Source organism: Halomonas urmiana (genome assembly GCF_005780185.1).
In the GTDB taxonomy this organism is placed as follows: Bacteria; Pseudomonadota; Gammaproteobacteria; order Pseudomonadales; family Halomonadaceae; genus Halomonas; species Halomonas urmiana.
Map to the genome: position 1 here is coordinate 76617 of NZ_VBUI01000014.1, position 24288 is coordinate 100904.

Annotated in this window: 21 protein-coding genes; 7 read left to right on the forward strand and 14 right to left on the reverse strand. The window is 68.3% G+C overall.

Annotated features, from left to right (window positions below; genetic code table 11):
• Positions 1-132 precede the first annotated feature (132 nt).
• Positions 133-1479 (reverse strand): OmpP1/FadL family transporter, encoded by a 1347-nt coding sequence (locus FEI13_RS10320; RefSeq protein WP_240036493.1) that lies wholly within the window; start codon positions 1477-1479, stop codon positions 133-135.
• A gap of 269 nt (positions 1480-1748) precedes the next feature.
• Between FEI13_RS10320 and FEI13_RS10325 the strand changes: the two genes are divergently transcribed.
• The 3 genes from FEI13_RS10325 (at position 1749) to FEI13_RS10335 (ending at position 5535) form a co-directional block, all read left to right on the forward strand.
• Entirely contained in the window at positions 1749-2192 is a 444-nt protein-coding gene (locus FEI13_RS10325) for a MerR family transcriptional regulator (protein WP_138181455.1), read from the forward strand.
• A gap of 233 nt (positions 2193-2425) precedes the next feature.
• Positions 2426-4999 carry a heavy metal translocating P-type ATPase gene (locus FEI13_RS10330; RefSeq protein WP_240036495.1) on the forward strand — a complete coding sequence of 858 codons (2574 nt, stop codon included), beginning with the start codon at positions 2426-2428 and terminating at the stop codon, positions 4997-4999.
• 116 nt (positions 5000-5115) lie between these two features.
• Entirely contained in the window at positions 5116-5535 is a 420-nt protein-coding gene (locus FEI13_RS10335) for a VOC family protein (protein WP_138181457.1), read from the forward strand.
• A 12-nt stretch (positions 5536-5547) separates the two neighbouring features.
• Here FEI13_RS10335 and FEI13_RS10340 read toward each other — a convergent pair whose 3' ends face one another.
• The 11 genes from FEI13_RS10340 to ffh form a co-directional block, all read right to left on the reverse strand.
• Positions 5548-6165 carry a YitT family protein gene (locus FEI13_RS10340; RefSeq protein WP_138181458.1) on the reverse strand — a complete coding sequence of 206 codons (618 nt, stop codon included), beginning with the start codon at positions 6163-6165 and terminating at the stop codon, positions 5548-5550.
• A gap of 14 nt (positions 6166-6179) precedes the next feature.
• Entirely contained in the window at positions 6180-7973 is a 1794-nt protein-coding gene (locus tag FEI13_RS10345; protein ID WP_420841588.1) for a single-stranded-DNA-specific exonuclease RecJ, read from the reverse strand.
• A 204-nt stretch (positions 7974-8177) separates the two neighbouring features.
• A complete protein-coding gene (thrC, locus tag FEI13_RS10350; protein WP_138181460.1) occupies positions 8178-9566 on the reverse strand; it encodes a threonine synthase in 1389 nt (462 codons plus the stop codon).
• Between the two features lie 241 nt (positions 9567-9807).
• Positions 9808-11124, reverse strand: a complete 1317-nt coding sequence (locus tag FEI13_RS10355; protein WP_138181461.1) for a homoserine dehydrogenase — start codon at positions 11122-11124, stop codon at positions 9808-9810.
• Positions 11125-11220: 96 nt separating this feature from the next.
• Entirely contained in the window at positions 11221-11961 is a 741-nt protein-coding gene (locus FEI13_RS10360; RefSeq protein WP_138181462.1) for a DsbC family protein, read from the reverse strand.
• A 3-nt stretch (positions 11962-11964) separates the two neighbouring features.
• Positions 11965-12867: a site-specific tyrosine recombinase XerD gene (gene xerD, locus FEI13_RS10365; RefSeq protein ID WP_138181463.1), complete on the reverse strand. Its 903-nt coding sequence runs from the start codon at positions 12865-12867 to the stop codon at positions 11965-11967.
• A gap of 118 nt (positions 12868-12985) precedes the next feature.
• On the reverse strand, positions 12986-13342 hold the full coding sequence (rplS, locus tag FEI13_RS10370; protein ID WP_138181464.1) for a 50S ribosomal protein L19: 357 nt from the start codon (positions 13340-13342) through the stop codon (positions 12986-12988).
• A gap of 169 nt (positions 13343-13511) precedes the next feature.
• On the reverse strand, positions 13512-14285 hold the full coding sequence (trmD, locus tag FEI13_RS10375; RefSeq protein ID WP_138181495.1) for a tRNA (guanosine(37)-N1)-methyltransferase TrmD: 774 nt from the start codon (positions 14283-14285) through the stop codon (positions 13512-13514).
• A gap of 26 nt (positions 14286-14311) precedes the next feature.
• A complete protein-coding gene (gene rimM, locus FEI13_RS10380; RefSeq protein ID WP_138181465.1) occupies positions 14312-14860 on the reverse strand; it encodes a ribosome maturation factor RimM in 549 nt (182 codons plus the stop codon).
• A 37-nt stretch (positions 14861-14897) separates the two neighbouring features.
• Positions 14898-15146, reverse strand: a complete 249-nt coding sequence (gene rpsP / locus FEI13_RS10385; protein ID WP_071944078.1) for a 30S ribosomal protein S16 — start codon at positions 15144-15146, stop codon at positions 14898-14900.
• 228 nt (positions 15147-15374) lie between these two features.
• Positions 15375-16811 (reverse strand): signal recognition particle protein, encoded by a 1437-nt coding sequence (gene ffh / locus FEI13_RS10390; protein WP_138181466.1) that lies wholly within the window; start codon positions 16809-16811, stop codon positions 15375-15377.
• Positions 16812-17034: 223 nt separating this feature from the next.
• Between ffh and FEI13_RS10395 the strand changes: the two genes are divergently transcribed.
• Positions 17035-17835 carry a cytochrome C assembly family protein gene (locus tag FEI13_RS10395; protein ID WP_138181467.1) on the forward strand — a complete coding sequence of 267 codons (801 nt, stop codon included), beginning with the start codon at positions 17035-17037 and terminating at the stop codon, positions 17833-17835.
• Between the two features lie 76 nt (positions 17836-17911).
• Positions 17912-19195 carry an HlyC/CorC family transporter gene (locus FEI13_RS10400; RefSeq protein ID WP_138181468.1) on the forward strand — a complete coding sequence of 428 codons (1284 nt, stop codon included), beginning with the start codon at positions 17912-17914 and terminating at the stop codon, positions 19193-19195.
• 7 nt (positions 19196-19202) lie between these two features.
• Here FEI13_RS10400 and FEI13_RS10405 read toward each other — a convergent pair whose 3' ends face one another.
• Positions 19203-19913 (reverse strand): 1-acyl-sn-glycerol-3-phosphate acyltransferase, encoded by a 711-nt coding sequence (locus FEI13_RS10405; protein WP_138181469.1) that lies wholly within the window; start codon positions 19911-19913, stop codon positions 19203-19205.
• Complete coding sequence (locus FEI13_RS10410) at positions 19913-20530, reverse strand: TetR/AcrR family transcriptional regulator (protein ID WP_138181470.1); 618 nt, start codon at positions 20528-20530, stop codon at positions 19913-19915. The genes FEI13_RS10405 and FEI13_RS10410 overlap by 1 nt, the downstream gene beginning before the upstream one ends.
• Positions 20531-20718: 188 nt before the next feature.
• On the opposite strand from FEI13_RS10410, the gene FEI13_RS10415 reads away from it, so the two are divergent.
• Together FEI13_RS10415 and FEI13_RS10420 are read left to right on the forward strand one after the other, a co-directional pair.
• On the forward strand, positions 20719-21405 hold the full coding sequence (locus FEI13_RS10415; RefSeq protein WP_138181471.1) for an SOS response-associated peptidase: 687 nt from the start codon (positions 20719-20721) through the stop codon (positions 21403-21405).
• Entirely contained in the window at positions 21405-24242 is a 2838-nt protein-coding gene (locus FEI13_RS10420; protein ID WP_138181472.1) for an insulinase family protein, read from the forward strand. The genes FEI13_RS10415 and FEI13_RS10420 overlap by 1 nt, the downstream gene beginning before the upstream one ends.
• Positions 24243-24288: the final 46 nt, after the last annotated feature.

Here is a 24288-nt window from a genome sequence, read left to right on the forward strand (position 1 = left end):
ACTATCCCCGGGAGCCGATGCAGGCGGGCCTCCTCGAGGAATCGGCCGCCTGCCCTCTCATACGCCAAGACCCCGGCCAGTGGCCGGGGTCGTGAGGGTCGTACCAAGAAGGTCGTGCAGAAAAGACCGCGTTCAGAAGCGGTAGTCCACCGAGAGGGCGAAGACGTCGGCCTCCACCTCGTAGGTGCCGTTCAGGCTCCCCTTGGTCGCGTTCTCTTCCTTGCTGCCGTCCTGATCGATGCCGCCGTCGTCGGCGAAGACATGCATGTAGCCGGCGGTGATGCTGAGCTCTGGGCTGGGCATCCAGGTGGCGCCGAAGGTCGCCCACTGGCGATCGGCATCCGGCACCCGCGGGGTGCGGAACTCGGGGCTCGGCACCGGGCTCTCGTCGAGGCCCAGGCCGGCACGCAGCAGCCACTGGTTATTCAAGGCGTAGTTGGCACCCACCGAGAAGGCCCAGGTATCGTCCCAGTTCTCGGTGGTGGTGCTGTCGTCGGTGCTGTCCTCGAACTCGACGGTCAGCTCGTCGAAACTGCTCCACTCGGTCCACTCGGCGTTGGCCATCAGCGCCAGCCGATCGGTCAGCTGGTGATAGACGCCCAGATTCAGGTTGGCGGGGGTCGTCAGCTCGGCCTTGCCGCCACGATCTATGATGCGAGGATCCGCTTCCGTGGCAACCGCACCATCGGAGTAGGGTGTGGTGCCCCGGAAGGTCGCATCCCCATCGAGTGTCAGGTCGATTTCGGAGCGGTAGCTGGCGCCAAGCCGTGTTTTATCAGTCACCTGGAAGAGGGCACCCAAGGTATAGCCATAGCCCCAGTCATCACCCTCAACCGTACCAATCACGTCATCGCGACCGGGGGTTCCGCCTTTAAGGGCTGCTGCCGTGCCAAAGTCGATGGCGTTAGAAAGCGTCGCATCGGCATATTGCGCCCGCAGGCCAACGGCCAGGTTGAGCCGCTCGGAAGCTCGATAGTTGAGGGTCGGCTGAAAGTCGATGGTAGTGAGCTCGGTCTCCACGGCATGATAGCGGCCGATCCAGTCCTCGTCGTACTTGGTGGAGAGCCCGTAGGGAGCGTAGATGGCCAGGCCCAGATCGAACCGCTCGTTGAGCTGCATCTTGGCGGCGAAGCTCGGCACCGTGGCCGTTTCACCACCCTGGCCGGACTGGTTGACGCCATAGACGATCGGTCCTTGGGAAGCCGTGGCATCCTGCAGCTCAAAATCCGCATCGATATGGGCCACCCCGCCGGCCACCTGATTGCCGTCGATGTTGCCGATGGCGGCCGGGTTGTAGGCCATGAAGCTGACGTCCTCGGCGCCGGCGGCGGCGTTGGAGAGGGCATTGGCGAGGGTCTTGGCGCTCTGCTCACGCACCTGGAAGCCGGAGGCGGCCGCCTGGCCGGCGATCAGCGCCGTGGAGGCAAGGGCGATGGCAATGGTCAGCCGATTGACGTGATGGGGCATATGGCGAGGCATCCCTTTTCCGATGGATCGTTATTGTCGTTTTGCCGCGAGGCGGTCACATGCCGTCAGTGTTCGCGCATCTCCCTCCGGGGATCAAGCCCAAACGACCGTTTTAAAGCTAAACTTGCTAATACTTTGGTAGAACGATCGTTTCAACTCTTTATCTTTCATTGACTTATCAGTTAGTCGCCCGCCATGACTGAAGGGTGCCGCCGATCCTTGACCCATGGGTAACCCAAAGGTTTTACACTCCCATCACGACATTCACTGGAGATCCCTCGATGAAGGTCAGCGAGATCGCTCGCCAGGCCGGCGTCACCGCCGAGACCGTGCGCCACTACACCCGCGAGGGGCTGCTGACCCCCGAGCGTCATCCCGAAAACGGCTATCAGCTATTCGATAAGCGGAACCTGGAGCGACTGCGCTTCATTCAGCGCGCCCGTACCCTGGGATTCGGCGTGGCCGAGATTCGCGACATCCTCGAGCATGCCGACCATGGCGACTCGCCCTGCCCGATGGTGCGCGACCTACTGGCCAGCCGACTGCCCCAGATCCGCGCCCGCATCGCCGAGCTGGAGGCGCTGGCCATGCGCATGGAGCAGGCCCTCGCGGCCTGGGAGGAGATGCCCGACGGCACGCCGGACGGCCACAGCCTGTGCCGGCTGATCGAGAGCTTTCCCGAACCGCTCAATGCCGGCCAGGATGCCGGCGAGGAGACGCGATGAACGCCCGACATACCCTCGAGCGCCGGGTGCCTGGCATGAACTGCCAGGGCTGCGTGGCCACGATACGCCACACCATTCAGGTCCAGGACGCCGAGGCCGAGATCACCGGCACCCCCGCCGAGAAGCGCCTCGAAGTCGCCACCCGACTGAACGATGACGCCCTGGACGAAGCGCTGATCGAAGCCGGCTACCCGGCGGCCGGCCAGCAGCACTACGAGCGCCACGTTCCCGGCATGAGCTGCCAGGGCTGCGTCGGCCGGATGCGCAAGGCCATACAGGCACGAGATCCCGACGCCGAGGTGGCCGGCACCCCGGCCGAGAAGCGCCTCGATATCACCACCATGCTCTCGGCGAGCGAACTGGACGACACCCTGGTCGAGGCCGGCTACCCGCCGGGTGACGGTGAAGACGAGGCTACCACCGATTCGGACGCCTCCCGCGGAGCCGAGGCACGCGGAGCCAACGAGTCAGAGGCACCTCACCCCCAGGCCTCCGACGACGCGCCGAGTAACGAACCGGATGCTGAGAAGCGACCCGCGACCCGTCGCTTCTCGATCAGTGGCATGACCTGCGCCAGCTGCGTGAAGAGCGTCCAGCAGGCCATCGAGAAGACCCCCGGGGTGATCAGCGCGGAGGTAAACTTCGGCACCCATACCGCCCAGGTGCGCGGCAGCGCCGACCCGGATGCCCTGATCCACGCCGTGGAGGACGTGGGTTACGGCGCCGAGCCCATCGTCGACATGCGCGAGGCCGAAGAGGCCCGGGCACGCAAGGACGAGCAGACCTATCGCCAGCGCCTCAGGGGCAGCCTGCTGTCGCTAGCGCTCGCCGTGCCGCTGATGGCCAGCATGTTCGTCTATCACCCCCAGCCGGTGGGCGGTGGCCGCCTCTACTGGCTGGCGATCGGCCTGCTCACGCTCGCGGTGATGGCCTATCCGGGACGCCACTTCTTCGTCAACGCCTGGAAGAACTTCCGCCACCATCAGGCCAACATGGACACCCTGATTGCCATGGGCACCGGCACCGCCTGGCTCTATTCCATGGCGGTGGTGGCCGTCGGACCCTGGCTGCCGGAGGTGGCCCGAGGCATCTACTTCGAGGCCTCGGCGATGGTCATCGGCCTGGTGCTGCTGGGCAACGCCCTGGAGCTGCGTGCCCGGGGCCGCACCAGCGAGGCCTTGAAGCGCCTGCTCGACCTGCAGAGTCGTACCGCCCGGGTGATCCGCGATGGCGAGGAGCGCGAGGTCGACATCGACGAGGTGCGCCAGGGCGACCAGATCCGCGTGCGCCCCGGCGAGCGCCTGCCGGTGGATGGCGAGGTGAGCGAAGGGCAGAGCCACATCGACGAGTCGATGCTGACCGGCGAGCCCGTGCCCGTGGCCAAGGGCGAAGGCGACGAGGTCAGCGCCGGCACCGTCAACGGCAAGGGCGGCCTGGTCTACCGGGCCACCCGCGTCGGGGCGAACACTCGCCTCGGCCAGATCACCGAGCAGGTGGCCAGCGCCCAGGCCTCCCGCCCACCCATCGGTCAGCTGGCCGACAAGGTGTCGAGCATCTTCGTGCCCTCGGTGATGATCATCGCCGTGCTCACCGCGCTCGCCTGGTTCAACTTTGGCGCCGAACCGCGGGTGACCCACATGCTGGTCACCGCCACCACGGTGCTGATCATCGCCTGCCCCTGCGCGTTGGGACTGGCCACGCCGATCTCCACCATGATCGGGGTCGGCAAGGCCGCAGAGCACGGCGTGCTGGTCCGCAATGGCGACGCCCTGCAGACCGCCAGCAAGCTCTCCACCCTGGTGGTGGACAAGACCGGCACCCTCACCGAGGGCAAGCCCCGCCTCACCGAGGCCGAGGTCCTAGACGGCGATGAGCGGACGCTACTGGGCCTGGTCGCGGCCCTGGAGCGGGGCTCCGAGCACCCCCTGGCCGAGGCGCTGATGACCCATGCCGAGGCGCAAGGCGCCGAGCCCGGCGAGATCACCGGTTTCGACACCGTCACCGGCGGGGGCATCACGGCGAGCACCGCCGACGGCCGGCCGCTGCTGCTGGGCAATGCCCGGTTACTGGAGGAGGCCGGCGTCGTGCTGGACGCCGGCCGCGAGATCGCCGGCGGGCTCGAGGAGAAGGCGCGCACCGTGGTGTATCTCGCCGTGGACGGCCGGCTTGCCGCGGTCTTCGGCATCAGCGACCCCTTGCGCCACGACACCATCGCCGCCGTGAAGCGCCTGCAGGCCGACGGCCTGACGGTGGTGATGTTGACCGGCGACAACGCGCACACCGCCGCCGCCATCGCCCGGGAGGTAGGCATCGACGACTTCCGCGCCGGCCTGCTGCCCGAGGACAAGCTCGACGAGATCGGCCGCCGCCAGGCCCAGGGCGAGGTGGTCGGCATGGTCGGTGACGGCATCAACGACGCCCCGGCGCTGGCCCGGGCCGACGTCGGCTTCGCCATCGGCCAGGGCACCGACGTGGCCATCGAGAGCGCCGGCATCACCCTGGTGCGCGGCTCGCTGCACGGTGTGGCCGCCGCCATCGAGATCAGCCGGGCCACCCTCACCAACATCAAGCAGAACCTGGTGGGTGCCTTCGGCTACAACGTGCTCGGCATCCCCATCGCCGCCGGGGTGCTCTATCCCTTCACCGGTACCCTGCTCTCACCGATGATCGCCGGCGCTGCCATGTCGCTCTCCTCGATCACCGTGGTGAGCAATGCCAACCGGCTGCGCCTGTTCCGTACTCGGGGCGACACCGATGCCGGCAAGGAAACGTCACCCCCCCGGGAAACGAAGGAGGCCCTGTCATGAGCTGGATCGTCAATCTCGCCGGCCTGGCGCTGATCGCCCTGATCGCCTGGTGGTTCTGGGGGAGCCGGCGCTGACCCTTGCTAGACTGAAAGGGGATAGCGGAAACGGAGGTGGCCATGCCCATGCTCAACGGCGTACTGGAAACCGCGCTCTACGTGGCGGACATGGCCCGGGCGCGGACCTTCTTCGAAGGCGTGATGGGACTCTCGCCCTTCAACGCCGATCACCGCTTCACTGCCTATGACGCCGGGGCTAGCACGGTGCTGCTGCTGTTCCGGCACGGCGAGACGCTGGAAACCGTGGTGCTGCCCGACGAGATGGGCACCATCCCGCCCCACGACGGCAGCGGCCGGGTGCACCTCGCCTTCGCCATCGCCGCCCGCGAGCTCGCGGCCTGGGAGGGCCAGCTCGAGGAGCACGGCATTGCCATCGAGGGGCGCACCCACTGGCCACGAGGGGGAGAGAGTCTCTATTTCCGTGACCCCGACGGTCACCTGTTGGAGCTGGCCACGCCCGGCGTCTGGCCGACCTACTGAGCCCTCGTCAGGTCAGCTGACGCCCATGTAGCGTCCCGGCTTGTGGTTCAGGGCGATGATTAGGTTGAGCGCCACGGCGCCCAGCACCGAGAGCCCGACCTGTTCCAGGGGCAGCATCGACAGGGCGATCAACATGATCAGTCCGTCGATGCCCAGCTGCACGTAGCCCGCCCGCCAGCCGTAGCGATCCTGCAGGAAGAGCGAGAGGATGTTGATGCCCCCCAGGCTCGTGCGGTGACGAAACAGCACCAGCATGCCGATGCCGATCAGGCTGCCGCCCATCAGGGCGGCGTAGAGCGGCTGCAATCGCTCGAAGCTCACCCAGCCGGCGGTCAGCTCCGAGAACATCGAGACCAGCGCGATGGCCACGAAGGTGCGCAGGGTGAAGCTCCAGCCCATGCGCCGGATCGCCAGCCAATAGAACGGCAGGTTGATCAGGAAGAAGCCGACCCCGAAGCGCCAGCCGGTGGCGTACTGCAGCAGGAAGGCCAGGCCCGCGGTACTGCCGGTGAGCAGCATCGCCTGGGTATAGAAGCTGACGCCGAGGGCGACGAAGAGCGTGCCGACCAGCATCGCCATCACGTCCTCATGGAGGCGGTGGCGATCGGTGGGCAGGTCCTGAGGGTCCATGTGTCCTCCCGTGCTTAGCGTGGCTCGGCGTGCTCGATCATCAGCTGCAGAGACTCGCGCCCCCGCCAGCGGTTGCGATTGAGCTTGAAGGCGCAGTACAGCGTGGCGCCGACGCCGAAGGCCGGCACCTCGCCGGGGGTGAGGGCGCGGAACCAGATCGCCTTGAGGCTCGTGGCCCCGGCGGAGAGCTCGAGCATCAGATGGCTGCCGTCGGCGCCCACCGGGCGCAGCGCCTCGACCAGGAACTCACTCTCGAAGAGCGGCGCATCGAACTCGCGGCCGAAGGGCGCGAGCCGCTCGAGCTCGTCCAGGGTGGCGAGGCCGAGCTGGTGGGGCGCGAGTTTGCCATCGGTGAGGATGCGCGGACGCAGCTCGGCGTCGCCCAGCTGCTCGCCCACGGCGGTGAGGAAGGCGTCACGGAAGTCGTCCAGACGCTCGGCCGGCACCCCCACCCCGGCGGCGCCGCGGTGGCCGCCGAAGCGCGGCAGCGTTTCGGGCGCCAGCTCGAAGGTGCGCTGCAGCGCCTCGCGCAGGTGCAGCCCCTCGATGGAGCGCCCGGAGCCGGTCAGCATGCCCGGCGCCGCCGCCGGGGTCAGCACCAGGGCCGGCCGGCCGAAGGCCTGCACCAGCCGCGAGGCAACGATGCCCTGCACCCCGGGATGCCCCTCTGCCAGGTAGATCACGATGGCGGGCGCATCGGCGGCGAGCGCCGGCAGGGCCAGCGTCTTGGCCTGCTGGGCCATCTCCGCCTCGATCGCCTTGCGGGACTGGTTGTCCTGATCGAGCGTCTCGAGGTGGCGATGGGCCACCGCCTCGTCGGCGGCGAGCATGAAGTGCAGCGCCGCGTAGGGATCGTCGAGCCGCGAGCGGGCGTTGATGCGCGGCCCCATCTGGAAGGCCAGGGTCTCGGCGTCGAAGGGCACGCTGTCGGCGCCCAGTCGCGCCGCCATGGCGCGCCAGCAGGCCGCCTCCATGCGGTTGATCAGGGTCAGGCCGTGGTGGACCACGGCGCGGTTGGCGGCGCTGCCGCCCAGCGACACGCAGTCGGCTACGGTGCCCAGCGCCACGTAGGAGAGCCAGGGCGAGAGCTTCGGGGTCGCCGGCGCCAGCACGCCCCACTCGACCAGCACTCGGCGGGCCAGCGACATCACGAGCCACGCCACCATGCAGCCGGCGATGGTCGGGTCCGGGTAGTCGCAGTCCTCGCGGGTCGGGTTCACGGTGGCGTAGGCCGAGGCCGGCGGCCCCTCCCGCGGCAGGGCGTGATGGTCGCTGACCACCACCTCGACGCCGGCGGCCTTGAGCCGCGCGATGCGCGGCTCATCGGAGCTGCCGCAGTCGGCGGTGATCACCAGGCTCGGCCGCGGCGAGAGCGCCAGCGTGCGCTCCACCAGCGGCAGGCTGATGCCGTAGCCGTCGTGGATGCGATGGCCGATCAGGCTGTGCAGCTTCGCTTCCGGCACTCCGAAGAGTTCCACCAGGGTGCGCCGGATCACCACGTGGGAGGTGATGCCGTCCACGTCGTAGTCGGTGAGGATGCCGATGTGCTCGCCGTCGACCACCGCCTGGGCGATGCGCTCGGCCGCGCGACGGGCGTCGGCGAGTTTCTCGGGATGCGCCAGGTGGCGCAGGCTCGGCGAGACCAGCGGCGCCAACTCGCCGTCATACCCGGCGAGCCGCCCGGCCAGCACCCGGGCCTGCAGCTCGGTCAGGCCCTCTTCACGGGCACGAGCATAGAGCGCCTCGTCTCGGGGGCGCGGCTCGATGCGCGGCTGGAGGCGTTCATTCAGGTCGGTAGGATCGGTCACGGCGTCCAAGCCTGGCTCCTGCAATCAAGAGACACGAAGAAGGGCAGCGGGAGGCCGAGGCCCGCTCGGGGCGGATCCGGCCACAAGCTCGAAGCTCGAAGCTCGAAGCTCGAAGCTCGAAGCTCGAAGCTCGAAGACAGCCTGTATCTGCCACAAGGAGCGACCAGGCTTTTTCTTCAAGCTTCAAGCTTATGGCTTACCGCTCTAGCGACGGTTCTCAGCCACGAACTTCTGCACGGCGGAGAGCTCCGCGGGCAGCACGGCGTAGCGCTCCTCGCGCTCCAGCAGGTCATCCATGTGCGGCGGCAGCGGCACGCCCGGGAAGCCCGCCTTGACCACCGCCTCGGCGAACTTGGCCGGATGGGCCGTGGCCAGGGTGATCATCGGGGTCGTGGCATCGGCGCGCGCCCGCTCGGCCGCCCGGTAACCGGTGGCGGTGTGCGGGTCGAGGATCTCCTGGGTGCGATGATGCGCCTCGCGGATCACCTCGAGGATGGTGGCGTCGTCCACGCTGTGGCTGGCGAAGCTCTCGCGAAGCGTGGCCAGGGGCGCCTCGGCCAGCGCCGTGGGCTCGTGCTGAAAGCGCTCGAGCAGGGCTCGGACCGCCTCGCCGTCGCGGCCGTAGGCCTCGAACAGCAGCCGCTCGAAGTTGGACGACACCACGATGTCCATGGAGGGTGCCAGGGTGGCCTTGAGCTCCTGCTTGGAGAAGTCATTGTCGCACAGCGTCCGGTGCAGGATGTCGTTGGCGTTGGTGGCGATGATGAACTGCTCCACCGGCAGCCCCATGCGCTTGGCGATGTAGCCGGCGAAGACGTTGCCGAAGTTCGCCGAGGGCACGCAGAAGCTGACCGCGCGGTGCGGGGCACCGAGGGCCACGGCGGAGGCCACATAGTAGACCACCTGGGCCATGATGCGCGCCCAGTTGATGGAGTTCACCGCCACCAGCCGGGTGCCCTCGAGGAAGCCCTGATCGGCGAAGCTCGCCTTGACCATCGCCTGGGCGTCGTCGAAGTTGCCCTCGATGGCGACGTTGAAGACGTTGTCGGCCAGCACCGAGGTCATCTGGCGGCGCTGCACCTCCGAAACCCGGTTGTGGGGATGGAGGATGAAGATGTCGAGATTGTCGCAGTGGCGGCAGCCCTCGATGGCGGCGGAGCCGGTGTCGCCGGAGGTCGCTCCCATGATCACCGCCCGCTCGCCGCGCTTCTTCAGGAAGTGATCGAGGATGCGGCCGAGCAGCTGCAGCGCCACGTCCTTGAAGGCCAGCGTCGGACCGTGGAAGAGCTCGAGCAGGAAGTGGTTGGCGTCGAGCTGGTTGAGCGGAACCACGGCATCGTGGCTGAAGGTGGCGTAGGCTTCCTCGACGATGCCGCGGAAGGTGTCGTCGTCGATCTCGCCGTTGACGTAGGGCTGCATGACCCGGAAGGCGATCTCGGCGTAGGAGAGCCCGGCCATGGCGGCCAGCTCGTCATGGCCGAGGGGGGGGATCGTCTCGGGGACGTAGAGCCCGCCGTCGCTGGCCATGCCGGTGAGCACGACCTCCTCGAAGGAGAGCGCGGGCGCCTGCCCGCGGGTGCTGATATAGCGCATCGTTCGGTTCCTTTACTCGCTCGGGACTGATCCGGCGACAAGACTGCAAGGAGGCGCTGTAAACCCATCCCTGGGCGCTACCGATGCCATCCTTGGCATAGGACCTCCTCTTCGGCTTGTCCCCGGCGCCCCGCGCTACAGATAGCGGCAACCACCCTAGGCAGCTACAAGCTCTCCAGTATCCGCTGGTTTGCTTTTCCAGCTTCAAGCTTACGGCTTACAGCTCCGGGCGAAGCCCGGGTTACTCCTGCTCGTCCAGCGACTCGACGCGGATCCGCATCAGCGGGCCGGCGACGTCGGCCAGCGATTCGATCAGGCGGATGGCCTCGTTCATCTGCTTCTCGCGGGTGCGGTGGGTCAGCAGGATGATCGGCACCAGCTCGCCCTCGGTGGCCTCCTTCTGGATCAGCGCCTCGATGGAGATGCCCTGCTCGGCGAGGATGGTCGCCACCCGCGCCAGTACGCCGGGGCGATCCACCGCCAGCAGCCGCAGGTAATAGGCGGTGGTGATGTCCTCCATGGGCATGATCGGCAGCTGGCTGACGTCCTCGTCGATGCCGCTGAAGGCCAGGTAGGGCACGCGGTAGTGGTGATCGGTGGCGATGTCGCGGGCCACGTCCAGCAGGTCGGCGACCACCGCGGAGGCGGTGGGCTCGGCGCCGGCGCCGGCACCGTAGTAGAGGGTCGGCCCCACGGCGTCGCCCATCACGGCGATGGCGTTCTTGACGCCATGGACGTTGGCCAGCAGCCGCTCCTTGGGGATCAGGGTCGGGTGCACGCGCAGCTCGAGCCCGGACTCGGTGCGCTTGGATATCCCCAGGTGCTTGATGATGTAGCCCAGGTTGTCGGCCTGCTCCACGTCCTCGGCGGTGATCCGCGAGATACCCTCGGTGTAGGCCTTCTCGAACTGCAGCGGCACGCCGTAGGCGATGGAGGCGAGGATGGTCAGCTTGTGCGCGGCATCGATGCCCTCGACGTCGAAGGTCGGATCGGACTCGGCATAGCCCAGCGCCTGGGCCTCGGCCAGCACGTCCTCGAAGGCGCGGCCCTCGTCGCGCATGTGGGTAAGGATGTAGTTGCCGGTGCCGTTGATGATGCCCGCGACCCACTCGATGCGGTTGGCCCCGAGGCCCTCGCGCAGCGACTTGATCACCGGGATACCGCCGGCCACGGCGGCCTCGAAGGCGACGATCACGCCCTTCTCGTGGGCGGCCTTGAAGATCTCGTTGCCGTGCACGGCGATCAGCGCCTTGTTGGCGGTGACCACATGCTTGCCGTGCTCGATGGCGGTCAACACCAGTTCGCGCGCCACGTCGTAGCCGCCGATCAGCTCGACCAGCACGTCGACGTCGGGATTGGTGGCCACCTCGAAGACGTCGGAGGTGGTGCGAATGCCGGTGGTGTCACATTCGGGATTGAGGCTGCGGAAGGCGACCTGCTCGATGACGATCGGACGCCCCGCCCGCCGGGCGATGTCGTCGGCGTTGCGTGTCAGCACGTTGAAGGTTCCGCCACCGACGGTCCCCAGGCCACAGATTCCCACTCTCACCGGTTTCAATGTCTTTCCCCTTGTTCTGGCGTGTGTCTCAGCATGTAGGGGGCCCGCATGGGCCCCTCGTGCCGACGCTCGTCGACGTCGGTCATCACTCGGCCATCATTCGCTCAGGCCGAGCATGGCGGCCAGACGCTCCGCCGGCACATAGCCGGGCACCAGGCGGCCGTCGGGCAGCACAATCGCCGGCGTGCCCTGCACGCCGAGTTGCATGCCCAGATGATACTGCTCCTCGACCGGATTGTCGCAGTCCGCGGCGCCGCTCAGCGCTTCTTCACGCTTCGCCGCCGACATCGCCTCGGTCGGGTTGTCGGCGCACCACACCTGCTGCAGCTGGCGCCCGCCGGGCGAGCCCAGCCCGCTGCGCGGAAAGGCCAGGTAGTGCACCTCGATGCCCATCTCGTTGAGCCGCGGCACCTCCTCGTGGAGCTGACGGCAGTAGGGGCAGGTGGTATCGGTGAAGACCACCAGCTCGGCGCGACTCTCGCCGGTGCCGCGATAGATCACCCGCTCGCTCTCCGACACCGCGGCGAGACGCGCGCTGCGCTCGGCATTGCGGCCCTGCTCGGTGAGGTTGACCAGGCCGTGCTCGGCATTCTCGTAGAGGTCACCGACCAGGAAGTGGCTGCCCTCGGCGTTGCTGTAGAAGGTCTCGCCGCTCTCCAGCGTCACCTCATAGAAGCCCTCCAGCGGCGTTTCGCGAACGCGCTCCACCGGCATGGACTGGCCGTTGACCGACAGGGTCTCGGCCAGCTGCCGAGCCGGGTCGGCCTGGGCAACGGGCAGCAGGGCCAGGGACGCCGCCAGCAGGCCCCCGCCGACGGTAAGGGTCGATAATCTCATGGTTCAGCCTCGAGGATGATGGTGGGCATGCAGGTCTTCGAGTCGCACCTGCGCCACATGGGTATAGATCTGCGTGGTCGAGAGATCGCTGTGACCGAGCAGCAGCTGTACGACACGCAGATTGGCGCCATGATTCAACAGATGGGTGGCGAAGGCGTGACGCAGGGTGTGCGGCGACAGCGGCCGATCGATCTCGGCGACCCGCGCATGGGCCTTGATGCGGTACCAGAAGGCCTGGCGGGTCAGGCAGCGGTCGTCGCGTCCGGGGAACAGGGCCGGCCGGGTGATGTCGGCCATCAGCGCGCCACGGGCCCCGCGCAGGTAGCGCTCGAGCCAGCTCACGGCCTCCTCGCCCAACGGCACCAGGCGATCCTTGTCGCCCTTGCCGCGCACCCTGACCACGCCCTGGCGCAGGTTGACCGCGTCGGTGGTCAGCCCCACGAGCTCGGTGACCCGCAGCCCGGCACCGTAGAGTACTTCCAGCATGGCCCGATCGCGCACGCCAAGATCGGTGGCGAGATCCGGCGCCGCAAGCAGGCGCTCCACCTCGCCCTCCTCCAGGGTGTCGGGAAGCGACGGGCGCACCCGGGGCAGGCGCACGTCGACCAGCGGGTCGTGATCGACCAGCCCCTCGCCCAGGGCCCAGCGGTAGAAGCGCCGGAGGCTCGACAGCAGCCTGGCGTTGCTGCGTAGGCTGTAACCCGCCTCGCGCCGCTCATCGAGCCAGGCTGGCAGCGCCGCGCTTGCCGGCGACAGCAGCCGCTCGTCGGCCTCTGCCAGGCGGGCCTGCCAGCGGGTCAGGTCGTGGCGATAGGCGCTCAGCGTGTTGTCGCTGACGCCCTGCTCCAGCCACAGGCCGTCGAGGAAGGCATCGATCAGCGCTGCGGCCTGCGTGGTGGTTCCCATACGACTCCCGGACACGCCCCATCAGAACGAAACCCCGCCCCGCGGCAGCGGTGACGGGGTTCCGGAAGTGGAGACGGGACCAGCGCCCCGACACCACACGCGGGCAGAGGCTCTCGCCTCAGGCCAGCTTTTCCTTGATGCGGGCGGACTTGCCGCTGCGCTCGCGGAGGTAGTACAGCTTGGCCTGGCGCACGTCACCGCGACGCTTGACCTGGATGGAATCGACCAGCGGGCTGTAGGTCTGGAAGGTACGCTCGACGCCGACACCGTGGGAGATCTTGCGCACGGTGAAGGCGGAGTTCAGGCCGCGGTTACGCTTGCCGATGACCACGCCTTCGAAGGCCTGGAGACGCTCGCGGGTGCCTTCCTTGACCTTGACCTGGACGATCACGGTATCGCCGGGGGCGAAGGCCGGGACTTCCTTGCTCATCTGCTCGGTCTCGAGCGCCTGGATCACCTTGTTCTTGCTACTCATGACAATAACTCCTCAATAAACTTCGTGACGCGCCGGATGCGGTTCGTCGCCGGCGTGTCGTGATCCCGGCGCCCGAGACGACTCGAGAGCGCGGGAATGCTGTTGGTGACACAGGTCCGACATCCTGGGGACGCGTCCTGCACCTCCGCTCCGACCTCTCTCGACCGACCTATTGACTGGCCTGTCGAGGGGACAGCGCGTAGTCCTCGATGAACTCCTCGAGCAGCACACGCTGCTCGTCGCTCAACGTCCTGCCTTCCAGCAGGTCGGGACGCCTGAGCCAGGTCCGCCCCAATGACTGCTTCAGCCGCCAGCGCCGGATGGCGCCGTGGTGGCCGCTGAGCAGGACCTCCGGCACTCGCCGCCCGTCGACGTCTTCGGGGCGCGTGTAGTGCGGGCAGTCCAGCAGCCCGTCGTTGAAGGAGTCCTCGACCGCGGAATCCTGATGGCCCAGCACCCCGGGCACCAGCCTTGCCGCGGCATCGATCAGCACCATGGCTGGCAGCTCACCGCCGCTGAGCACATAATCACCGATCGACCATTCCTCATCGATGTCGGCTTCTACCACCCGCTCATCGATGCCTTCGTAGCGCCCGGCCACCACCACCAGGGGTGGGCCCGAGGCCAGTTCCTGTACGCCCTGCTGATCCAGCCGCCGCCCCTGGGGGGACAGGTAGATCACCTTCGCTCGCTGGCCGATGGCGGCCTCGGCGCGCTCGCGGGAGGCGTGAATGGCCGCCCGCAGGGTGTCGACCTTCATCAGCATACCCGGGCCGCCGCCGTAGGGGCGATCGTCCACGGTGCGATGCCGGTCGGTGGCGTAGTCCCGGGGATTCCAGAACTCGAGCGCGATGCGCCCCTTCTCCACCGCGCGGCCCGTGACGCCGTGGCGAGTGATCGCCTCGAACATCTCGGGAAACAGCGACACCACGCCGATCCACATGGCCGGCGCCGGGATCGAATCGGAACTCAAAATTCCGGATCCCAGTCGACGGTCATCACGCCACCCTCGAGATCGACCTCCAGCACGACGTCGCCGGGCAGGAAGGGCAGCAGTCGCTCGCGAGACTCGATGCGTTCATCGGCCGCGCCCTTCACGACCATGACGTCGTTGGCGCCGGTCTCGAAGAGGTGGTCGATGCGCCCCAGTGAGAGCCCCTCACGAGTCACCACGGCGAGCCCCTCGAGCTGATACCAGTAGTAGTCATCGGCGTCGAGCTCGGGAAGCTCGGCCTTGGGCATCAGGATCTCCGCACCCGCCAGGGCCTCGGCCGCCTCGCGGCTGTCGACCCCCTCGAGCCTCGCCACCAGGCCCTTGCCCTGACGACGTCCCTGCAGCAAGCGCGCGCGCGTCAGGCGACTTCCCTGGCGCAGCACCCAGGCCTCGTAGTCGAGGATGCCGTCCATGGGACTGGTGTACGAATACACCTTCAGCCAGCCCTTCACGCCATAGGGGCTGGTCAGCTTGCCCAGCACCACGTGATCGTCGGCTGGCTGCGCTTGCGCATGTTCGCTCATCGACGACCCCTGGACCGTTGCAGCAGCCGCATCAGGCTCAGGCCTGCTTGCGGGCTTCCTTGACCAGCTCGGCGACGCGATCGGAGAGCTGTGCACCCTGGCTCTGCCAGTGGGTGATGCGCTCCAGGTCGACGCGCAGGCGCTCTTCCTGACCACGGGCGACGGGGTTGAAGAAACCCAGTCGCTCGATGAAGCGACCGTCACGGGACTTGCGAGAATCGGTCACGGTGAGGTGGTAGAAGGGACGCTTCTTGGCGCCACCACGTGCCAGACGAATGGTAACCATGCGTTGATTATCCTTCGGTTGAAGTTACGGATGTTTCGGCCGAGGCGCCGATACCCTGCTGACCCTCGACAATCTGCTTCGGGAAGCGGGCCGACGGCCCGGCTTCGGGTCATTCGGTCACGACGATGACCGCGTCGATCGCGGTCCTGCCTGTGAAGAGGCGATATTCTACGGAAAACCGCTCGACTTGGAAACCTTTTTGCGCTCGACGCCGCGCCATGCGCCGGCTCAGCGCCGGGGCATCCCGCCGGGACCGCCCATGCCGCCGGGACCGCCCATGCCGCCGGGACCGCCCATGCCGCCGGGACCGCCCGGGCCACCGCCGCCCATCATGCCGGACATGCCGCGCATCATCTTCTGCATGCCGCCCTTCTGGCCCGCCTTCTTCATCATCTTCTGCATCTGCTTGTGCTGCTTGAGCAGGCGATTGAGATCGGGGACCTGCAGGCCGGCACCGGCGGCGATACGACGCTTGCGCGAGCCGTTGATGATCTCGGGCTTACGACGCTCCTGGGGGGTCATCGAGTTGATCAGCGCCTCGAGCTTGCCCATCTCCTTCTCGGGACCGGGGCCCTGGGCCATCTCGGCCATCTGCCCCATGCCCGGTAGCTTGCCCATCAGGCCGCCCATGCCGCCCATCTTCTTGAGCTGCTGAAGCTGGTCGCGGAAGTCCTCGAGGTCGAACCCCTGGCCCTTCTTGACCTTCTTGGCGAGCTGGTCGGCCTTCTTCTTGTCGACGGTGCGCTCGGCCTCCTCGATCAGCGAGAGCACGTCGCCCATGCCGAGGATGCGCGAGGCCACCCGGTCCGGGTGGAAGGGCTCCAGGGCATCGACCTTCTCGCCCACGCCCATGAACTTGATTGGCTTGCCGGTGACGTGGCGCACTGAGAGCGCCGCGCCGCCGCGGGCGTCGCCGTCGGCCTTGGTGAGGATCACCCCGGTCAGCGGCAGCGCCTCGTGGAAGGCCTTGGCCGTGTTGGCGGCGTCCTGGCCGGTCATAGCATCGACGACGAACAGCGTCTCGTCGGGCACCACCGCCTTATGCAGCGCCTGGATCTCGGCCATCATCGCCTCGTCGATGGCCAGGCGACCGGCGGTATCGACCAGCACCACGTCGTGGAACTGGATCTTGGCGTGCTTGATGGCCGCCTCGGCGATAGCCACCGGCTGCTGATCGCTGCGCGATGGAAAGAAGTCGACCTCGACCTCGCGGGCCAGGGTCTCGAGCTGGTCGATGGCCGCCGGCCGATAGACATCCGCGGAGACCACCAGCACCTTCTTCTTCTCGCGCTCGCGCAGGTAGCGCGCCAGCTTGGCCACCGAGGTGGTCTTGCCCGCGCCCTGCAGACCGGCCATCAGCACCACCGCCGGCGAGCCCTTGAGGGCCAGGCCTTCGTTGGCCTCGCCCATGATCGCCTCGAGCTCCTGCTGGACGATCTTGACGAACTGCTGCCCCGGGGAAAGGCTCTGGGAGACCTCCTGCCCCACGGCACGCTCACGCACTCGGTCGATGAAGGCCTTGACCACCGGCAACGCGACGTCCGCCTCGAGCAGGGCTCGGCGCACCTCGCGCAGCGTGTCCTTGACGTTGTCCTCGGTCAGGCGGGCCTGACCCTTGATGGACTTGAGCGTCTGGGAAAGACGCTCGCTGAGATTCTGGAACATGGGGCCTCTCCAATCACGATGGCCGGGGAGACCGATCCGGCATCGGCCGGGACTCCCTGCAATGGTCGAAATTATACGCGCCCTGGCCGGCAGTCTCCATGCATGACCGGCATTCGCTGCGCCGAGGGGCGCCGCCGTGCTGTGCGCCGCCCCGGGGATTCGGTATAGTAGCAACACCATTTCATAAGCTCAGGCGCTGGCGAAGGCGCACGGACAGCGATCGATGCAGCCGCTATCACTTGCCGTCATGGCCTTCCTCTTTTACGTGGGGGCCGCCTCCTGGCAGGGCCTCGCCCTGGCCCGACGAGTACCGCCGCGCGACATGCTGGTGCGTGCCCTGGCCCTGTTCGGCCTGCTCTGCCACCTGCCCCTGGCCGCCACGCTGCTGGCCCGAGGCGACTCCCTACTGCCCGGCCTCTCCACCAGCGCGGTACTGGTCGGCGCGCTGGCGGTGCTGCTGCTGCTGTTGGTCAGCCTCTTCAAGCCGGTGCTCAACATTGCCACCGGGCTGCTGCCGCTGGCCGGCCTGAGTCTGCTGCTGGCGGCCGGGCTACCGAGCCCCGAACGCGCCACCGGCATGACCCCGGGCATCGCCCTGCACGCCCTGAGCAGCGCCCTGGCCTTTGCGCTGCTGGCGATCGCCGCCGTCCAGGCGGTACTGCTGGGCATCCAGAACCAGGCGCTTCGTCACCACCACATACGCGGGGTCGTCCAGTCGCTGCCCCCGCTGACCACCATGGAACGGATCCTCTTCGAGCTGATCTGGGCCGGCATGATCCTGCTGACTCTGTCGATCGTCAGCGGCTTTCTGTTCGTCGACGACATGTTCGCCCAGCACCTGGCCCACAAGTCGATCCTCTCGCTAGCCGCCTGGGTGATCTTCGCCACCCTGCTGTTCAGCCACCATCGGCTGGGCTGGCGCGGCATGCGTGCGGTGCGCTGGACGCTGGGCGGCTGCCTGGTGCTGCTGCTGGCCTACTTCGGCAGCAAGTTCGTGCTGGAGATCGTGCTCGACCGCAGCTGAGACCGCCCCCGCCTTGACACCCGTCGAGCGAGCCCATACAACTCGAGCCTGATACGCCTTTGAGGATCCTTCGACATTGAGTGACGACTTCCCGCTGGGACTGCTGTTCGGCCTGCTGTTCCTGCTCGTCTGCCTGTCCGCCTTCTTCTCCAGTTCCGAGACCGGGATGATGTCGATCAACCGCTACCGCCTGAGCCATCAGGCGAACAGCGGCGAGACGCGCGCCCAGCGGGTCATGCGCCTGCTCGCGCGGCCGGATCGACTGATCGGCGTGATCCTGATCGGCAACAACTTCGTCAACAACCTGGCGGCCTCCATCGCCACCATCATCGCCATCCACTTCTTCGGCGAGGTCACCGGTCCGGCCGTCGCCACGGCACTGCTGACCATCACCATCCTGATCTTCGCCGAGGTCACCCCCAAGACCTACGCGGCGGTCAAGCCCGAGCGCATCGCCTACCCCGCCTCGGTGGTACTGGAGCCGCTGCTCAAGCTGCTCTACCCGCTGGTGTGGCTGGTCAACGCGATCTCCAACGGCCTGCTGCGCCTGCTGGGGGTCAAGACCCTGGAAGCCGGCGGCGACAACCTGACCCGGGACGAGCTGCGCACCGTGGTGCACGAGGCCGGCCCGCTGATTCCCCGTCGTCACCAGGCGATGCTGGTGTCGATCCTCGACCTCGAGAACGTTACGGTGAACGACATCATGGTGCCGCGCCACGAGGTGATGGGCCTCGACCTGGACGACGACCTGGAGGAGATCCTCGCCCAGATACGCACCAGCCAGCACACCCGGGTACCGATCTACAAGGGCGACATCAACAATATCATCGGCATGCTGCACCTGCGCAACGCGGCGCGCTTCCTGTCGCGCGGCGACGTGACCAAGGCGGCCATCGTCCAGGAGGCTCGTGAGCCCTACTTCATCCCCGAGTCCACACCGCTGCACACCCAGCTGCTCAACTTCCAGAAGCAGAAGCGGCGTATAGGGATCGTGGTAGACGAGTACGGCGACGTGGAGGGCCTGGTGACCCTGGAGGACATCCTCGAGGAGATCGTCGGCGAGTTCACCACCGATGTGGCGGGCCTCGACCAGGAGATTCACCCGCAGGACGACGGCAGCCACCTGATCGACGGCACCGCCAACATCCGCGACATCAACAAGGCGCTGGGCTGGCAGCTGCCGACGGACGGGCCCAAGACCCTCAACGGCGTGATCCTCGAGCACCTGGAGTCCTTCCCCGACGGGCCGGTCTGCCTGCAGATCGGCAACGTGCGCATGGAGATCCTCGAGGTGCGCGACAACCTGATCACGGCGGCCCGCTGCTGGCAGCCGATGCGCCGCGCCGCGCGAGTCGCCTAGGAGCCGCCTAGTCGCGCCGCGCGTCGGGATTGGCCCAGCCGTCGGCCTCGGCCTTGAGGGCGCTCACCCGCTCGGCGATCCGCTGTCGGCTCGCCTCGCCGGGCGCCATGGCCTCGCCGAAGTAGAGCGCCACCCGGGCGCGAAAACGCCGCGGCGCCCGGGTCAGCGCCTTGCCGCCCTGGTGCGAAGTCCAGGAGCCCCAGAGGCCGGCCAGGCCGGCAGGGATCACCGGCACCGCATCGCGCGCCAGGATCAGCTCGAGGCCGCGGCGAAAGGGCTGCATCTCCCCGTCCGGGGTCAGTCGCCCCTCGGGAAACACCATCACCACTTCCCCCCGACGCAGCGCCCGGCTGACCTCGGCCAGCGCCTGACGCACGCTGCCCGGATCGCGACGGTCGGCGGCCACGGGAATGGCGCCCACCCGGCGGAACAGCCAGTTGAGCCAGGGCGAATCATAGATCGGTTTGTCCATCAGGAAGCGCAGCGGGCGTGGGCTGGCTACGCCCACCACCAGGGCGTCCATGAAGCTGACGTGGTTGCAGACGACGATGGCCGGGCCGCTCGCGGGAATGCGCCTGCGACCGCGAAAGCGCAGCCGATAGGCCAGGTGGAGCAGCAGGGTGAGGGTGCGCCGCAGTAAGGGCCGCGGAGCGCTGGCCAACCGCCAGCCCCCCGCGGCCATCACCAGTCCCGTCGCCCCCCACAGCAATGGGGACATCACGACGCGTCTGGCGCGCGCCTGAGGCCGGCCAGGATGGTCGCGAGCAGCTGGTCGAGCAGGTCGCTCACCTCCAGCGGTTCGCCGTGCCAGTGACCGAGGCGCTCGTTGAGGCCCAGCTGGACCAGGCCGTGCACGCTGCCCCAGAGCGTGCGGCTCAGCCGCCAGGCCTCCAGGTCGTCCAGCGCCGGCTGATACTCCTTGAGAGTCGCTTCCACACGCAGGAACAGCCCCTCGATCATCTCGTTCTGACGCTGATCCAGCTCGCCCTCCTGGGCCAGGGGGTAGTCGAAGAGCAGCTGCCAGCGATGGGGGTCCTGGCGAGCGAACTGCCAGTAGGCCCGCGCCAGGGCCTTGAGGCGCCGCTCGGGCACGGCATCGGTGAGTAGCGGCTCGATCACCTCGCGCAGCCGCGCCAGGCTCTCGACGTTGACGTGCTGCAGCAGGTTGCTGAAGCTGCCATAGAGCTTGAGCAGGGTGCTGGGCGCGCAGCCGACCTCGCGCGCGAGCGCCCGCAGCGACAACGTGTGGACCGGATGTTGCCTGAGCCAGGCATCGCAGGCGTCCATGACGTGGGCATGGAGCGCCTCGGGGGCATGCTGTCTGGGACGAGCCATCGGGATCCTCACGGAGTGGTGGCGCGCAGCGCGCGTCGGACGACAAGGATACTCTCATCGAACACTGTTTTCGACAGGATATCCGAGCCCATTCGCGATGCAAACCGCCGGCCGGATCGCGCCGCGTTCGCGGCTTTTCTCCGCCGAAGGACTTGGTTACCCTGACGCTCCATCTACTCGGAGTCCCCATGGCCGGCCGATTGCACATCGCCCCGCTCGACCTCGAGCGCCTGCTGCCCGACCTGATCACCGAGGCCGCCCTGATCACCGGTCCCAACCTAGCGCCGCGCCGCCCCCTGTCGATGATCCGCCTGGACGCCGGACGACCGCGCCTGGCGACGGCCTTCTGGGGGCTGACCCCCCCCTGGCTCAAGGTGCTCGATCATGCGCCGCACTGTGCCCGGGCCGAGGCCCTGCAGACGCGCCCCATGTTTCGCGAGGCCTTCGCCGCGCGACGCTGCCTGGTGCCGGTCAGCGGCGTCTACGCCTGGAAGCCCCAGCCGCGCTTCAAGCAGCCCTTCCTGGTCACCCGCGCCGATCGCGGCCCGCTGCTGCTGGCGGGCATCTGGTGCCGCTTTCACACCAGCCTCAGCCAGCACCACGACTCCATGGCGCTGATCACGGTGCCGACCAACGCCCTGCTGGCACCGATCACCGACCGCCTGCCGGCGGTGATCGAGCCCGGCCGGGCCGCGCGCTGGCTCGATCCCCAGACCTCGCCGCAGGATGCCCAGGCCCTGCTCGAGCCCGCCCCCGCGGAACTCCTGGGCGCTTTCATGGTATCAAGGAAGGTCAACGACCCCGCCTGCCAGGAGCCGAGCTGCGCCCATCCCACCGGCCCCATGCTGCGCCATTCCGTCTCACAGGAGCGATGATGATCCACGCCTTGCCTGCCTCTTGCCGTCAACCGGGCCGCCTGCTTGTCTGGCTGGCCATTGCCGCAGCCCTGCTGTCGGGCCTGTCTGCCCGCGCCGACGCCATTCAGGCGATCGTCTCGCCCAAGGTCAGCCCCCACGACGATCGCGACTACCGTGCCCTGGCCCTCGACAACGGGCTAAGCGTGCTGCTGGTCAGCGACTCGCAGGCCGACAAGGCCGCCGCCTCGCTGAACGTGGACGTGGGCAGCGCCCAGGACCCCGAGGATCTCGCCGGCCTGGCCCACTATCTCGAGCACATGCTGTTCCTCGGCACCGACGCCTATCCCGAGGCCGATGCCTACCAGGGCTACCTGAGCCGCCACGGCGGCAGCCACAACGCCTTCACCGCGCCTCACGACACCAACTACTTCTTCGATATCGAGCCCGACGCCCTGGCCGGCGCCCTAGACCGCTTCAGCCGCTTCTTCGTGTCGCCGCTGTTCAACGCCGAGCGCCTGGAGAGCGAGCGCAACGTGGTGCACTCCGAGTACCAGGCGCGGCTGCGCGACGATGGCCGCCGCGCCCAGGACGTGCTCGACCAGCTGCTCAACCCCGACCACCCCACTACCGGCTTCTCGGTGGGCAGTCGTGAGACCCTGGCCGACCGGCCGGCGGGAGAACCGAGCCTGCGCGAGCGCGTGATCGACTTCTACGAGGCGCACTACGACGCCAACGTCATGCACCTGGCCGTGGTCGCGCCCCAGCCCCTCGACGAACTCGAGGCCCTGGTCACCGAGCGCTTCGCCGACGTGCCCGACCGTGGCCTCACCCGGCCAAGCATCGAGGCGCCGCTGATCGAGGCGCAGCACCTGCCGCGCGCCGCACGCCTCGAGTCGGTGCGCGATAGCCAGCGGGTCAGCTTCCTGTTCCCGGTGCCCGACCCCGAGACCGCCTATCGCCACAAGCCGGCCGACTACCTGGCCCACCTGCTCGGCCACGAGGGTGAAGGCAGCCTGCTCGCGGCGCTGCGCGAGGCGGGCTGGGCCGACGGCCTCTCCGCCGGGGTGACCCGCGGCGATGGCCGCCACGCGCTGTTCGCCGTGGACATCAGCCTGACCCCGGAAGGCGCCGAGGCGCTGCCCCGCGTCCAGGCGAGCCTGTTCGCGGCCATCGAGCGCATCCGCGAGAGTGGCCTCGAGGCGTGGCGCTACGAGGAGCAGGCGCGCCTGGCCGACCAGCAGTTTCGCTTCCAGCAGCACGGCGCGCCCCAGGGCGACGCCATGCGGCTGTCCATGAACCTCTCGCGCTATCCGCTGGAGGACGTCAACGTCGCGCCCTACCGCCACGACGGCTTCGACCGCGAGCTGATCGCACAGTGGCTCGACGGCCTGCGCCCCGACCGGCTGCTGCGCCTCTACAGCGGCCCGGAGGTCGAGGGCGACGCCGTCTCGCCCTGGTTCGACACCCCCTGGCGCGAGGTCGCGATGGACGACGCGGGCGAGCCGCTGCCCGGTATCGCCCTGCCCGAGCCCAACCCCTACATCGCCTCCGATCTCACGCTGATTGAAGGCCAGGACGAGGTGCCGGGTCTGACCATCGACGAGGCGGGATTCGACTTCTGGCACATGGCGGACGCCACCTTCGACACCCCCCAGGTGGAATGGCGCTTCAGTCTCCAGCACCCCGCCGCCAGCCGCGAGGCCCGCGAGGCGGCGCTCTCACGGCTGCTTGCCGGCTGGCTCGTCGACAGCCTCAACGAGACCCTCTATCCGGCACGCCTGGCCGGCCACCGCTTCGAGGCCTATGCCCACGCCCGAGGCATCACCCTGTCTTTCTCCGGCTGGCGGGATCGCCAGGACCGCCTGATCGCACGGGTCATCGCCCAGCTCGAGGAGGCGACCATCGACGAGGCGACCTTCGAGCGGGTGCGCTACCGTCTCCAGCGCGAGTGGCGCAACGCCCCGCAGGATGCGCTCTACCGCCAGGCGCACCGCACCCTGTCCGAGGCGCTGGTGCGCCCACAGTGGCCCAGCGAGGCGCTGCTTGAGGCGATCGGCGACCTCGAGGCCGCCGACCTGCGTGACTTCCGCCGACGCTTCCTCGCCGAACTGCACCTGGAAGCGATGGCGGTGGGCAACCTGACGGGCGAGCTCGCCAGCCGCGAGGCGCGCCAGGTGGCCGAGGCGCTCGCCCCGACCCTGCCCACCGGGGCCATTCCCGACCTCACTCCCCTGCAGGCGGAAGACCTGCCCGAGCTCGTCCCGACCACCACCCGGGAAGAGTCGCTGGTGCTGCGCTACCTGCAGGGGCCGGACCGCTCGCTCACGAGCCAGGCGCGCATGGCGCTGCTGGGCCAGCTGCTGGAGACGCCTTTCTACCAGCGCCTGCGCACCGAGCAGCAGCTGGGCTACGTGGTCAATGCCGGCTACTCCCCCATGCTCGATGCTCCCGGCATCAGCCTGCTGGTGCAGTCCCCCGACACCGACAGCGAGGCGATCCAGGGCCATATCGACGCCTTCCTGGACGACTTCGCCGAGCGGCTCGAGGCGCTCGAGGACGACGCGCTGGCGCCCTATCGGCAGGCGGTCCACGACGCGCTGATGCAGCGCGATACCAGCCTCGCCGGGCGCACCAATCGCCTATGGCATGCGCTGGCCAACGACGACACCGACTTCGACCGCCACCGGCGCCTCGCCGAGCGCGTCCTGACGGTGACGGCCGACGAACTGCGCCAGGCCTGGCCGGCGCTCAGCGACAGCGCCGTGGCGCGGGTCAGCTTCGATCCGGGCGACGAACCCAGCGACGTGCTGGCCCTGAGCCGGCACCTGGCACCGCTGCCCGATGACGCCGACTGACGCGTCCCGCCCCGAAGACGACAGCGCCCGGCCAGATGGCCGGGCG

What these genes read in the sequence shown, in the direction of transcription:
- FEI13_RS10415 (WP_138181471.1), top strand. Translation starts at nt 20,719, where the DNA reads ATGGCCGGCCGATTGCACATCGCCCCGCTCGACCTCGAGCGCCTGCTG.
- FEI13_RS10360 (WP_138181462.1), bottom strand. Translation starts at nt 11,961, where the DNA reads ATGAGATTATCGACCCTTACCGTCGGCGGGGGCCTGCTGGCGGCGTCC.
- FEI13_RS10420 (WP_138181472.1), top strand. Translation starts at nt 21,405, where the DNA reads ATGATCCACGCCTTGCCTGCCTCTTGCCGTCAACCGGGCCGCCTGCTT.
- rpsP (WP_071944078.1), bottom strand. Translation starts at nt 15,146, where the DNA reads ATGGTTACCATTCGTCTGGCACGTGGTGGCGCCAAGAAGCGTCCCTTC.
- FEI13_RS10395 (WP_138181467.1), top strand. Translation starts at nt 17,035, where the DNA reads ATGCAGCCGCTATCACTTGCCGTCATGGCCTTCCTCTTTTACGTGGGG.
- trmD (WP_138181495.1), bottom strand. Translation starts at nt 14,285, where the DNA reads ATGTGGATCGGCGTGGTGTCGCTGTTTCCCGAGATGTTCGAGGCGATC.
- FEI13_RS10330 (WP_240036495.1), top strand. Translation starts at nt 2,426, where the DNA reads ATGAGCTGCCAGGGCTGCGTCGGCCGGATGCGCAAGGCCATACAGGCA.
- xerD (WP_138181463.1), bottom strand. Translation starts at nt 12,867, where the DNA reads ATGGGAACCACCACGCAGGCCGCAGCGCTGATCGATGCCTTCCTCGAC.
- rimM (WP_138181465.1), bottom strand. Translation starts at nt 14,860, where the DNA reads ATGAGCGAACATGCGCAAGCGCAGCCAGCCGACGATCACGTGGTGCTG.
- FEI13_RS10340 (WP_138181458.1), bottom strand. Translation starts at nt 6,165, where the DNA reads ATGGACCCTCAGGACCTGCCCACCGATCGCCACCGCCTCCATGAGGAC.
- thrC (WP_138181460.1), bottom strand. Translation starts at nt 9,566, where the DNA reads ATGCGCTATATCAGCACCCGCGGGCAGGCGCCCGCGCTCTCCTTCGAG.
- FEI13_RS10405 (WP_138181469.1), bottom strand. Translation starts at nt 19,913, where the DNA reads ATGTCCCCATTGCTGTGGGGGGCGACGGGACTGGTGATGGCCGCGGGG.
- FEI13_RS10320 (WP_240036493.1), bottom strand. Translation starts at nt 1,479, where the DNA reads ATGCCTCGCCATATGCCCCATCACGTCAATCGGCTGACCATTGCCATC.
- FEI13_RS10335 (WP_138181457.1), top strand. Translation starts at nt 5,116, where the DNA reads ATGCCCATGCTCAACGGCGTACTGGAAACCGCGCTCTACGTGGCGGAC.
- FEI13_RS10325 (WP_138181455.1), top strand. Translation starts at nt 1,749, where the DNA reads ATGAAGGTCAGCGAGATCGCTCGCCAGGCCGGCGTCACCGCCGAGACC.
- FEI13_RS10410 (WP_138181470.1), bottom strand. Translation starts at nt 20,530, where the DNA reads ATGGCTCGTCCCAGACAGCATGCCCCCGAGGCGCTCCATGCCCACGTC.
- ffh (WP_138181466.1), bottom strand. Translation starts at nt 16,811, where the DNA reads ATGTTCCAGAATCTCAGCGAGCGTCTTTCCCAGACGCTCAAGTCCATC.
- rplS (WP_138181464.1), bottom strand. Translation starts at nt 13,342, where the DNA reads ATGAGTAGCAAGAACAAGGTGATCCAGGCGCTCGAGACCGAGCAGATG.